The 11933-nt window shown below is 71.0% G+C and carries 12 protein-coding genes; 5 read left to right on the top strand and 7 right to left on the bottom strand.

The annotated features are described in order from the left end of the window. Positions 1–17 precede the first annotated feature (17 nt). Complete coding sequence (locus tag AAW13_RS19165; protein ID WP_046727680.1) at positions 18–410, bottom strand: cupin domain-containing protein; 393 nt, start codon at positions 408–410, stop codon at positions 18–20. A 53-nt stretch (positions 411–463) separates the two neighbouring features. Here AAW13_RS19165 and AAW13_RS19160 point away from each other — a divergent pair, with 53 nt between their 5' ends. Then, on the top strand, positions 464–1471 hold the full coding sequence (locus AAW13_RS19160) for a GlxA family transcriptional regulator (protein WP_046727679.1): 1008 nt from the start codon (positions 464–466) through the stop codon (positions 1469–1471). Beyond that, positions 1468–1962 carry an LURP-one-related/scramblase family protein gene (locus AAW13_RS19155; RefSeq protein ID WP_046727678.1) on the top strand — a complete coding sequence of 165 codons (495 nt, stop codon included), beginning with the start codon at positions 1468–1470 and terminating at the stop codon, positions 1960–1962. The genes AAW13_RS19160 and AAW13_RS19155 overlap by 4 nt, the downstream gene beginning before the upstream one ends. Before the next feature lie 24 nt (positions 1963–1986). Here AAW13_RS19155 and AAW13_RS19150 read toward each other — a convergent pair whose 3' ends face one another. Further along, positions 1987–2784: a carbon-nitrogen family hydrolase gene (locus tag AAW13_RS19150; protein WP_046727677.1), complete on the bottom strand. Its 798-nt coding sequence runs from the start codon at positions 2782–2784 to the stop codon at positions 1987–1989. Between the two features lie 184 nt (positions 2785–2968). On the opposite strand from AAW13_RS19150, the gene AAW13_RS19145 reads away from it, so the two are divergent. Beyond that, positions 2969–3793: a maleylpyruvate isomerase family mycothiol-dependent enzyme gene (locus tag AAW13_RS19145; protein WP_046727676.1), complete on the top strand. Its 825-nt coding sequence runs from the start codon at positions 2969–2971 to the stop codon at positions 3791–3793. A 68-nt stretch (positions 3794–3861) separates the two neighbouring features. Next, a complete protein-coding gene (locus AAW13_RS19140) occupies positions 3862–4626 on the top strand; it encodes an SAM-dependent methyltransferase (RefSeq protein ID WP_046727739.1) in 765 nt (254 codons plus the stop codon). A gap of 139 nt (positions 4627–4765) precedes the next feature. On the opposite strand, the gene AAW13_RS19135 is transcribed toward AAW13_RS19140, so the two are convergent. Beyond that, positions 4766–6067: an MFS transporter gene (locus tag AAW13_RS19135; protein WP_046727675.1), complete on the bottom strand. Its 1302-nt coding sequence runs from the start codon at positions 6065–6067 to the stop codon at positions 4766–4768. Continuing rightward, positions 6064–6714, bottom strand: a complete 651-nt coding sequence (locus AAW13_RS19130; protein WP_046727674.1) for a GntR family transcriptional regulator — start codon at positions 6712–6714, stop codon at positions 6064–6066. The genes AAW13_RS19135 and AAW13_RS19130 overlap by 4 nt, the downstream gene beginning before the upstream one ends. 197 nt (positions 6715–6911) lie before the next feature. Between AAW13_RS19130 and AAW13_RS19125 the strand changes: the two genes are divergently transcribed. Then, positions 6912–7811, top strand: a complete 900-nt coding sequence (locus AAW13_RS19125; RefSeq protein ID WP_046727673.1) for a D-alanyl-D-alanine carboxypeptidase family protein — start codon at positions 6912–6914, stop codon at positions 7809–7811. A gap of 126 nt (positions 7812–7937) precedes the next feature. Here the strand turns inward: AAW13_RS19125 and AAW13_RS19120 are convergent, their stop codons facing one another. Genes AAW13_RS19120 through pdhA form a run of 3 tightly spaced genes read right to left on the bottom strand, consistent with a single transcriptional unit; the run spans position 7938 to position 11567 of the window. Then, positions 7938–9350 carry a dihydrolipoamide acetyltransferase family protein gene (locus tag AAW13_RS19120; RefSeq protein WP_046727672.1) on the bottom strand — a complete coding sequence of 471 codons (1413 nt, stop codon included), beginning with the start codon at positions 9348–9350 and terminating at the stop codon, positions 7938–7940. Positions 9351–9360: 10 nt separating this feature from the next. Next, a complete protein-coding gene (locus tag AAW13_RS19115; protein WP_046727671.1) occupies positions 9361–10338 on the bottom strand; it encodes an alpha-ketoacid dehydrogenase subunit beta in 978 nt (325 codons plus the stop codon). A 2-nt stretch (positions 10339–10340) separates the two neighbouring features. Beyond that, on the bottom strand, positions 10341–11567 hold the full coding sequence (pdhA, locus tag AAW13_RS19110) for a pyruvate dehydrogenase (acetyl-transferring) E1 component subunit alpha (protein WP_046727670.1): 1227 nt from the start codon (positions 11565–11567) through the stop codon (positions 10341–10343). Between the last annotated feature and the right edge of the window lie 366 nt (positions 11568–11933).

The following is an 11933-nucleotide window of genomic DNA, read 5'->3' as shown; positions in this document are numbered from 1 at the left end:
ACCGGGATCTTCGCTGGTCAGGGCAGTGCGTGACCCGTCGTGGCATCCACGTGGTCCGGGACGTCGTCGTGGCGGTCGCCGACCGTGGAGGTGCCGGTCGGTTCGAAGAGGAGGATCGACGCTCCGGCCGGGGCGGCCGGCTTGTGCTCCGTGCCACGGGGGACGGTGAAGACCGAGCCCTTCGGGAGGACGACCGTGCGCTCACCGGCCGGCTCCCGCAGGGCGATGCGCAGCTCGCCCGCCAGGACCAGGAAGAACTCGTCGGTGTGGTCGTGGACGTGCCAGAGGTGCTCGCCCTCGACCTTGGCGACGCGGACGTCGTAGTCGTTCACGGCGGTGACGATGCGCGGGCTCCACAGGTCCTCGAAGGAGGCGAGGGCGTGGGCGAGGGAGACGGGTTGGCTGGTCATGGCGATCATCCTGGAGCCTCGGCCGGCACCCGCGTGAGTGCTAGAAATCGCACATGTCGCAAGGATCCTCTCAGTCGGCGCGGTCGAGCCATCGGGTCGCCGTGATCGTCGACGCGGGCACCAATCCCTTCGAGGTCGGCGTGGCCACCGAGCTGTTCGGGCTGCCGCGGCCCGAGCTGGGGCTGCCCGTGCCGCCGTACGAGGTGACGCTCTGCGCGCCCACCCGCGAGGTGCGCATGAACCACGGCTTCTTCACGCTCAGCGGAGTGGCGGGGCTGACGGCCGTGGACGAGGCGGACACGGTCCTCGTACCGGGACGGCCCGACAACGTCGTCCCGCGCGGTGCCGACGTCCTCGACGCCGTCCGGCGCGCGCACGCGCGCGGGGCGCGGGTGGTGAGCTTCTGCACCGGGACCTTCGCGCTGGCCGAGGCCGGTCTGCTGGACGGCCGGCCGGCCACCACGCACTGGCGCTGGGCGGACGCGTTCCGGGAACTGCACCCCCGGGTGCTGCTCCGGCCGGACGTGCTCTTCGTCGACGACGGCGACCTGCTCACCGCCTCCGGCAGCGCGGCCGCGCTCGACCTGGGGCTGCACATCTGGCGGCAGGACCACGGCGCCGAGGTCGCCAACGCGGTCTCCCGGCGGCTGGTGTTCGCCTCGCACCGCGACGGCGGCCAGCGGCAGTTCGTGGAGCGGCCGGTGCCCGACGTGCCGGCCGAGTCGCTCGGCCCGCTGCTGGCCTGGGCGCAGGAACGGCTGGGCGAACCGCTGACCGTGGCGGACCTGGCCGCGCGGGCGGCCGTCTCCCCCGCCACCCTGCACCGACGGTTCCGCGCCCAGCTCGGCGTCACCCCGCTGGCCTGGCTGACGGCCGAACGGGTGGCCCTGGCCTGCCGTCTGATCGAGCGCGGGGAGGAACGGCTGGACGTGGTGGCGGCCCGCAGCGGTCTCGGTACGGCCGCCAACCTGCGCGCCCGGCTGCGGCGCGAGACGGGGCTCAGCCCGTCGGGCTACCGTCGGCGTTTCGGGCCGGTCGGCCGGGAAGGGGTACGGACATGAGATTCCAGGTGCGCGACCGGCTCCTCGGCTTCGGCGAGGACTACTGGATCGAGGACGAGCACGGCGACAAGGTGTTCCTCGTCGACGGCAAGGCCATGCGGCTGCGGGACACCTTCGAGCTGAAGGACCGGCACGGGCGGGTCCTCGTCGACTTCCACCAGAAGATGTTCGCCCTGCGCGACACGATGGTGATCGAGCGCGAGGGCGAGCCGCTGGCCACCATCAGGCGCAAGCGGCTCTCGCTGCTGCGCAACCACTACCGGGTCCGGCTGGCCGAGGGCACCGAACTGGACGTCAGCGGCAAGATCCTCGACCGCGAGTTCGCCGTCGAGTACGACGGTGAGCTGCTCGCCGTGATCTCCCGGCGCTGGCTGCACGTACGGGAGACCTACGGCGTCGACGTCGTACGGGACGACGCGGACCCGGCGCTGCTGATCGCCGTCGCGGTGTGCGTGATCCACCTCGCCGACAAGGAGCGGGACGAGGACTGACGGGGCGTCGGCCGGCGGGAGGGGCTAGCGGCGGCGGGGCGGGTCCAGGCCGAGCAGGCGGTCCTTGAGGGCCGGGAACTGTTCGCGGGTCGCGGCGACCCTGGCCGGGTCGAGGTCGACGGTGAGGACCTCCTCGCCGGCGCCCGCCTCGGCCAGCACCTCGCCCCACGGATCGACCACGATCGAGTGACCCGCCTGCGGAACTCCGGCATGCGTGCCGGCCGTTCCACAAGCGAGCACGAACGCCTGGTTCTCGACCGCCCGTGCCTGGGCCAGCAGCGTCCAGTGCCCGCGTCGCCGCTCGGGCCAGCCCGCGGAGACCACCATGGTCTCGGCGCCGGCGTCGACGAGTCCGCGGAAGAGCTCGGGGAACCGGAGGTCGTAGCAGGTGGTCACGCCAAGGGTGGTCTCGGGGAGCCGGACGGTCACCAGTTCCTGCCCGGCGCCCATCAGTACCGCCTCACCCTTGTCGAAGCCGAAGCGGTGGATCTTGCGGTACGCCGCGGCCAGCTCACCGGAGGGGGAGAAGACGAGAGCCGTGTTGTAGAGGGGGCCGTCAGGGTCCCGTTCCGGGATCGAACCGGCGTGCAGCCAGACGCCCGCGTCGCTCGCCGCCTTCGCCATGGCCTCGTAGGTCGGGCCCTCGAGCGGCTCGGCCTCCGTGGTGAACTGCTCGTAGGCGAACGCGCCCGTCGTCCACAGCTCGGGCAGCACCACCAGATCGGCCCCGGCCTGCTCGCGCACCAGTGCGGTCACGCGCTGCCGACGAGATTCGACCGATTCACCCTCGTTTACATCGATCTGGATGAGCGAGGCGCGCACACTACCACCGTCCTGGCATTCGAGTCGTCCACACGGGCCTACGATCGTCACACGAAAGCACTGCCGGGGTGCCTCACAGCAGCGTAACTTAGCGTCTCAAGACACCCGCCGACAGCAGCCCACCTCCAGCTGGCAGCGCCGCCACAACCTGCCCGAGTACCGACCGCCGAGGGGTCCCGTTTCCGTGAGTCTGCATCCCACCCTCCAGCCCTACGCCGACGCCTGGACCCACTCCATCGAAGCGATATCCGAGCTGGTGACGCCCCTCGTCGAGGGCGAGTGGAACCGGCGGACGCCGTGCCCGGGGTGGTCGGTGCGCGATGTCGTCTCCCATGTCATCGGCATGGACTCCGAGATGCTCGGCGACCCGCGCCCCATCCACACCCTGCCGCGCGACCTCTACCACGTCACGAACGAGCACCAGCGGTACACGGAGATGCAGGTCGACGTACGACGCCACCACACGGCGCCGGAGATGACCTCCGAGCTGGAGTACACGGTCATCCGCCGCAACCGCCAGCTGCGCAACGAGTCGCGGGAGCCGGGGCACCTCGTGCGCGGGCCGATGGGCAAGGAGATCCCCCTCGAAGAGGCCATGCGCAACCACGCGTTCAACGTGTGGGTGCACGAGCAGGACCTGCGGGCGGCCCTCGGCCGGCCCGGCAACCTGGACTCGCCGGGCGCCCAGGTCGCCCGGGACGTACTGCTCGGCGAGCTGCCCCGGGTGGTGGCCACCGAGGCGGACGCGCCCCGCAGTTCGTCCGTCATCTTCGACGTGCACGGGCCGGTGGAGTTCCTGCGCACGATCCGGATCGACATCCAGGGCCGCGGCACCCTGGAGGCCACTCCGGCACTCGGGCCGGCCGCCATCTTCACCCTGGACTGGGAGACCTACGTCCGGCTGGCCTGCGGCCGCACCACCCCGGAGGCGGTCGCGGACCGGGTGAAGGCGGAGGGCGACCCGGAACTGACCGCGGCGATCCTGCGGCACTTCGCGGTCACGCAGTAGGGCGACCGCACGGCGCGCGCCGGTAATTCGCTGTCCCCCAGCGGGCGTCGCGGCCTACCTTGCCCGGCATGACCGCTGCCACCACGCCACGCGAAGACCTGCCGCCCCGTCTCACCCGCCTCACCTTCCACGGCCCGCTCTCCGAGACCCGCGCGACCGCGATGGTGCGGCGCCTCGCCGCGACCCGTCCGGCCACCGTGCTCGACATCGGCTGCGGCTGGGGCGAGTTGCTGCTCCGGCTGCTGGCCGCCGTACCGGGCGCGCGAGGCGTCGGGGTGGATCTGAACGCGGCGGACCTGGAGCGGGGGCGCCGGGCCGCCGAGGCGCGGGGGCTGGCGGACCGGGTGGAGTTCGCCGAGGAGTCCGCTACCGGGACCGGGCGCGGACCGGCCGACGTGGTGCTGTGCCTGGGCGCGAGCCAGGCGCTGGGCGACGATCCGGTGACCGCCCTGCGGGAGCTGCGCCGCCTGGTCGCCGACGGCGGGCGGGTCCTGCTGGGCGAGGGTTTCTGGCAGCGCGTCCCGACGGACGCGGAGCTCTCCCGGATGTGGCCCGGTGCCTCGGCCGACGACCACCACGGGCTCCCGGCGCTGGTCGACCTGGCGGTGGCCGCGGGCTTCCGCCCCGAGTGGACCGAGACGGCGAACCCCGACGAGTGGGAGGAGTTCGAGTCCGGCTACCAGGCGGACACGGAGGTCTGGCTGGCGGCCAACCCCGCCCATCCCCTGGCGCGGGAGACCCGTGAACGCCTCGACAGCCACCGAGCGGCCTGGCTGACGTACCGGGGCGTCCTGGGCATCGCCTACCTCACGCTCGTACCGACGACCGCCTGAGCGCGTCACGGCGGCCAGCGGGTCGCCCACGGACCGCTCACGGCTCGCCCACGGACCGCTCACGGCTCGCCCGCCGATCCCTCACGGCTCGCCCGCCGATCGCCCGCCGATCGCCCGCCGATCGCCCGCGGGAGAAGGCCTACGCGGGTACGTGCACCGTCTCCACCCGGCTCGCCACCAACCGCTCCCGTTCCCGCCGGACCGCCCGCGCCCGCAGCCGCAGGATCTGGCTCACGCCCAGCGCCTGGAGCACGAACACGCAGGAGAACGCCACGGTGTAGTTGTCACCGGTCGCGTCCAGCAGCACGCCGACCACGAACAACGTCGTCATCGAGGCCACGAAACCACCCATGTTGGTGATCCCGGACGCGGTCCCCTGTCGCTCGGGCGGGTTGGCGGGCCGCGCGAAGTCGAAGCCGATCATCGACGCCGGCCCGCACGCGCCGAGCACCGTGCACAGCACGACCAGCAGCCACATCGGGGCGTGGTCGCCGGGATACCCCAGCGTCGCCGCCCAGACCGCCGCGGTCGCCGCCACCGTGCCCAGCGCCAGCGGCAGCCGGGCCGTGTGGTGCCGGGCGACGATCTGGCCGTAGACCAGTCCGACGGCCATGTTGGACAGCACCACCAGGGTCAGCAGTTCCCCGGCCGTGGCACGGGACAGCCCCTGCGCCTGCACCAGGAACGGCAGCCCCCACAGCAGCAGGAACACCATCGCCGGGAACTGGGTGGTGAAGTGCACCCACAGGCCGAGCCGGGTCCCCGGCTCCCGCCAGGACTCGGCGATCTGCTTCCGTACGTAGGCCGCTCCCTGGTGCGGGAAGGGCTCCGGCTCGTACCCCTCGGGGTGGTCCTTGAGGAAGCACAGCACGAGGACCAGCACCACCACACCGGCCAGCGCGCTGCCCGCGAACGCCGGGGTCCAGCCGATGCCGTGCAGCAGCCGGGCCAGGACCAGGGTGGAGACGAGGTTGCCCGCCATGCCGACGAGGCCGGCGAACTGGGCGATCATCGGCCCGCGGCGCACCGGGAACCAGCGGGTGCCGAGCCGCAGCACGCTGATGAACGTCATCGCGTCACCGCAGCCGAGCAGCGCGCGGGAGGCGAGCGCGGTGCCGTACGAGGGCGAGAACGCGAAGCCCAGTTGTCCGGCGGTGTACAGCACCGCGCCGATGGACAGCACCTTCTTCGTGCCGAGGCGGTCGACCAGCAGGCCGACGGGTATCTGCATGCCGGCGTAGACCAGCAGCTGGAGGATGGAGAAGGTGGACAGCGCCGAGGCGCCGACGTGGAAGCGGTCGGCCGCGTCGAGGCCGGCGACCCCGAGGGACGTACGGAAGATGACGGCGACGAAGTAGACCGAGACGCCTATGCCCCAGACGGCGGCGGCCCGGCGGCCGCCCGGAGGGTCGTCGGGCAGCGTCGTACCGCTGCGGCTCATCGGACCTCACCCCGCGCCAGGTGCGAGAACCAGTCGACGTGCCGGTGCACCAGCTCGACGGCGCGGTCGGCGTCCCCGGCCCGCAGCGCGTCCAGGATCTCCTCGTGCTCGGTCAGGGACTTGGCGATCCGGTCGGGGTGGGCGTGCATGATCGCGACCCCCATCCGCAGCTGACGGTCGCGCAGTTGGTCGTAGAGGCGGGAGAGGATCTCGTTGCCGCCGTCGCGGACGATCTCGGCGTGGAAGCAGCGGTCGGTGACGGCCGCGGCGGCCAGGTCACCCGCGGCGGCCTCGGTCTTCTGCCGCTCCAGCAGTTCCCCGAGGCGGGCCACCAGCGTCGGCGAGGCCGGTACGGCCTTGCGCACCGCATGTTCCTCGACCAGCATCCGGGTCTCCACCACGTCCGCGATCTCCTGCGCGGAGACGGGCAGCACCATGGCGCCCTTCTTCGGGTAGAGCCTGATCAGACCCTCGACCTCGAGGCGGAGCAGCGCCTCGCGGACCGGGGTGCGGGACACCCCGACGGCCTCGGCCAGCTCGCCCTCGGTGAGCAGCGTGCCGCCTTCGTAACGGCGGTCCAGGACTGCTTGTTTGACATGGGAGTAGACACGGTCGGCGGCAGGGGGCTGTTTGACGGCCAGAGGCATGCCTACAGCATAGATACAACACGTACGCAAGCGGCCCCTTCGTCCACCATCCGGACGTGACGTAAATCGCTCTCAGCGGCCGCACAACCATCTGTGCTACTTACGTGTCACACACATGCGGCCCCACTCGCTTCGGCACCCCCAACTCGGCCGCACGCCAGGGGCATTACGACTCGACTCGACTCGGGGTATTTCAGTTGATTACCGGTATTAAGGGCACCCGCCTCCGCAAGGCCGTCGCCGTCGCCGTCACGTCCGGCGCGATGCTGGCGACCGGGGCCCTCACCGCGGCGCCCGCGCAGGCCGTCACCAAGCCCTCGATCGTGGCCAAGGGCGGCTACGTGATGAACAACGCCAACGCGAAGACGCTGTACACGAAGGCGGCGGACACCAAGCTGTCCACCGGCTCGACCACGAAGATCATGACCGCCAAGGTCGTGCTCGCGCAGTCCAACCTGAACCTGGACGCCAAGGTCACCATCCAGAAGGCCTACAGCGACTACGTCGTCGCCAACAACGCCTCCCAGGCGCACCTCATCGTCGGCGACAAGGTCACCGTCCGCCAGCTGCTCTACGGGCTGATGCTGCCCTCCGGCTGCGACGCGGCCTACGCCCTCGCCGACAAGTACGGCTCCGGCACCACGCGAGCCAAGCGCGTCTCCAACTTCATCGGCAAGATGAACACCGCCGCGAAGAACCTGGGTCTGACGCACACCCACTTCGACTCCTTCGACGGCATCGGCAACGGCAACAACTACTCGACGCCGCGCGACCTGACGAAGATCGCCAGCAGCGCGATGAAGAACTCCACCTTCCGCACGGTCGTCAAGACGAAGAAGTACACGGCGAAGACGATCACCAAGACCGGTTCCACCCGCACCATGTCGGCGTGGACCAACACCAACACGCTACTCAGCAGCTACAGCGGTGCGATCGGCATCAAGACCGGCTCCGGCCCCGAGGCCAAGTACTGCCTGGTGTTCGCCGCCACCCGCAACGGCAAGACGGTCATCGGCACCGTCCTCGCCTCCTCGTCGATCACCCAGCGCGCCACGGACGCCACGAAGCTCCTGAACTACGGCTTCGCGACGATCTGACCCGCTCCTCCCGAAGGCCCGCCGCGACTTGCGCGGCGGGCCTTCGGCATACCGGGACAGCTCGAAGAAGGGCGGGACCGTGACTGGAAGTCACGGTCCCGCCCTTCTCTCACTTCTCGCAGACGGTCAGCCCCAGGTGATCAGCCGCTTCGGCTGTTCCAGGATGGCCGCGACGTCCGCCAGGACCTTCGAGCCCAGTTCGCCGTCCACCAAGCGGTGGTCGAAGCTGAGCGCCAGCGTGGTGACCTGACGGGGCTTGACCTTGCCCTTGTGGACCCACGGCTGGAGCCTGATCGCGCCGACCGCCAGGATCGCCGCCTCGCCCGGGTTGAGGATCGGGGTGCCCGTGTCGATGCCGAAGACGCCGACGTTGGTGATGGTGACCGTGCCGCCCTGCATCGCGGCCGGCGACGTCTTGCCGTCCCGGGCGGTCGTGACCAGTTCACCCAGCGACCCGGCCAGCTGCGGCAGCGTCTTCGCGTGGGCGTCCTTGATGTTCGGGACGATCAGCCCCCGCGGGGTGGCCGCGGCGATGCCCAGGTTGACGTAGTGCTTGAGCACGATCTCCTGGTTCGCCTCGTCCCAGGACGCGTTGATGTCCGGATTGCGCTTGATGGCGACCAGCAGGGCCTTGGCGATGAGGAGCAGCGGGTTGACCCGCAGGCCCTGCATCTCCTTGTCCTGCTTCAGCTCCTCGACGAGCTTCATCGTGCGCGTCACGTCCACCGTCACGAACTCCGTGACGTGCGGCGCCGTGAACGCCGAGCCGACCATCGCCGCCGCAGTGGCCTTGCGGACGCCCTTGACGGGGACGCGGGTCTCGCGGGCCGTGTCGTACGCGGCGACGGGGGCCGCGGGAGCGGCAGAGGCCGCCGGGACGGCCGCCGGCTGAGGGGCTTCCGTGGGCACGGCCGCCACCGCCGCGTGCACGTCCTCGCGCGTGATGACGCCGTCCGGACCCGACGGGGTCACCGTGGCCAGGTCCACCCCGAGGTCCTTCGCCAGCTTGCGCACCGGCGGCTTGGCAAGCGGCCGCGGGCGCTCCTGCGGGGCGAGGGCGGCGGCGGGCTCGTGGGTGTGCCCGTTCAGTTCGCCCTGGACCGCCGCCTGGACCGCGGCCTCGGCGGCCGTCGGCTCCGGACCCTTGCGCGGGCGCCGCTTCGTGGAGGAGGCGGCGACGCCGTAGCCGACGAGGACCGGCTGGCGGCCCTCCGGCTTCGGCTCCGCCTCCGGCGCCGCGGCGGCGGGCTCCTCCGCCGCGGCCTCGGCGGGGGCCCCGCCCGCCACGTCGACCGCGATGATCGCGGTGCCCACGTCCACCGTGGTGCCCTCGGCGAAGCGCAGCTCGCGCACCACCCCGTCGTAGGGGATGGGCAGTTCGACGGCCGCCTTGGCGGTCTCGACCTCGCACACGACCTGGCCGTCGGTGACCGTGTCGCCGGGCTGGACGTACCACTTGAGGATCTCGGCCTCGGTGAGCCCCTCGCCCACGTCCGGCATCTTGAACTCGCGTACGGACGCTTCCGTCATCGTCGTCACGACCCTCTCCTCAGTACGCCAGGGCACGGTCGACGGTGTCGAGCACCCGGTCCAGACCCGGTAGGTACTCCTCCTCCAGGCGGGCCGGCGGGTACGGCGCGTGGTAGCCGCCGACCCGGAGCACCGGGGCCTCCAGGTGGTAGAAGCAGCGCTCGGTGATGCGGGCGGCGATCTCCGCGCCGGAGCCGAAGAACACCGGTGCCTCGTGGACCACGACGAGCCTGCGGGTCTTCTCGACCGAGGCCTGGACGGCGTCGAAGTCCAGCGGGGAGACGGACCTGAGGTCAAGGACCTCCAGGGACTTGCCCTCCTCGGCGGCCGCGTCGGCGACCTCCTGGCAGAGCTTCACCATCGGGCCGTAGGCGGCGAGCGTCAGGTCGGTGCCCTCGCGGACCACGCGGGCCTTGTGCAGCGGGCCGGGGATGGCCTCCGTGTCGACCTCGCCCTTGTCCCAGTAGCGGCGCTTGGGCTCGAAGAAGATCACCGGGTCGTCGCTCTGGATGGCCTGCTGCATCATCCAGTAGGCGTCCGAGGGGTTGGCCGGGGAGACGATCTTCAAGCCGGCCACGTGCGCGAACAGCGCCTCCGGGGACTCGGAGTGGTGCTCCACCGCGCCGATGCCGCCGCCGTAGGGGATCCGGACCACGACCGGCATCTTGACCTTGCCCAGCGAGCGGGCGTGCATCTTCGCGAGCTGGGTGACGATCTGGTCGTAGGCCGGGAAGACGAAGCCGTCGAACTGGATCTCCACCACCGGGCGGTAGCCGCGCAGGGCGAGGCCGATCGCGGTGCCCACGATGCCGGACTCGGCGAGCGGGGTGTCGATGACACGGCTCTCGCCGAAGTCCTTCTGAAGGCCGTCGGTGACCCGGAAGACGCCACCGAGCTTGCCGACGTCCTCGCCCATGACGAGGACCTTCGGGTCCGTTTCCAGGGCGCGGCGCAGCGACTCGTTGATCGCCTTGGCCAGAGCCATCTTCTCCGCCATGATCAGACCCCCTCGACGTCCGCGAACGACGCCTGGTAGGCGGCGAACTGGGCTCGTTCCTCGTCGACGAGCGCATGCCCGTCCGCGTACACGTTCTCGAAGACGGCGAAGTTGTCCGGGTCCGGCATGGCCCGTACCGCTTCGCGCACTCGCCTGCCCAACGCCTCGGACTCGGTCTCGAGTTCCGCGAAGAATCCCTCGTCCGCGTGGTTTGCGGCCTCCAGGTACCGGCGCAGGCGCAGGATCGGGTCCTTCGCCTCCCAGGCCTCGCGCTCCTCGTCGGCCCGGTACTTGGTCGGGTCGTCGGACGTGGTGTGGGCGCCCATCCGGTAGGTGTACGCCTCGACCAGCGTCGGGCCCTCGCCGTTGCGGGCCCGCTCCAGCGCCCACTTGGTGACCGCGAGGCAGGCCAGCACGTCGTTGCCGTCGACGCGGACACCGGGGAAGCCGAAGCCCCGGGCACGCTGGTAGAGCGGGACGCGGGTCTGCTTCTCGGTCGGCTCGGAGATCGCCCACTGGTTGTTCTGGCAGAAGAACACCACCGGCGCGTTGTAGACCGCGGAGAAGGTGAACGATTCGGCGACGTCGCCCTGGCTGGACGCGCCGTCGCCGAAGTAGGCGATCACCGCGCTGTCCGCGCCGTCCTTGGCGACGCCCATCGCGTAGCCGGTGGCGTGCAGCGTCTGGGAGCCGATGACGATCGTGTAGAGGTGGAAGTTGTTGCTGTTGGGGTCCCAGCCGCCGTGGTTGACGCCGCGGAACATGCCCAGCAGGTTGGTCGGGTCGACCCCGCGGCACCAGGCGACGCCGTGCTCGCGGTAGGTCGGGAAGACGTAGTCGTCCTCGCGGGTGGCGCGTCCGGAGCCGATCTGCGCGGCCTCCTGGCCGAGCAGGGAGGCCCACAGGCCCAGTTCGCCCTGGCGCTGGAGGGCGGTGGCCTCGGCGTCGAAACGGCGGGTGAGCACCATGTCGCGGTACAGGCCGCGCAGTTCGTCGGGGGTGATCCCGGCGACATAGGCGTCGTACTCGGCGTTCTTGACCCGCTTGCCCTCGGGGGTCAGCAGCTGTACGAGCTCGGGATCGGTGCTCTTCTTGGCCGTGGTACGAGTGGTGGTGCGGCTGGTGGTGCGGCTGGTGGTGCGCTTGGTGCCGGTCTTGCTGCCGGTGGTACCGGCCTTGCCTGCGGCGCTGCGTCGCGGTGTGCCCGCGGCACTGCTGTCCACGCTCACGTGTGCTCCTCCGTCGGTCCGGCCCCCGGGGTTGCCGGGTGAACCAGTGCGGCTCACCTGCTTCCGACACCCGTGGCACGGGGTGTGTGCCACTCGGCCGGGAACAGGCGTGACAGGTGCCCCGGCGAGCGCCCTGCAACATGCACGTTACCCAGTGCTCCACATTTCTGTGAAACCCCTCCTGACCTGCGTTTTTGCTTGGAAATCCAAGTACTTTCCGCTTGGGTTCCCCAGTGGAGCGACGCGGGCCGGAAGCTAGCTGGTCAGAGCCTTGCAGGACGCCGGAGCAACGGCACGTTATCCCGCGGGACCAGGTGACGGGAAGAGTCCCAGTGAGTAACCGGCCCCGCCGCGTCGGCGCGCCCG

This window comes from Streptomyces humi, from assembly GCF_001005085.2.
Classification (GTDB): domain Bacteria; phylum Actinomycetota; class Actinomycetes; order Streptomycetales; family Streptomycetaceae; genus Streptomyces; species Streptomyces humi.
Note: the sequence above shows the minus strand (reverse complement) of the source record. Positions and strands in the feature narration are given on the sequence as shown.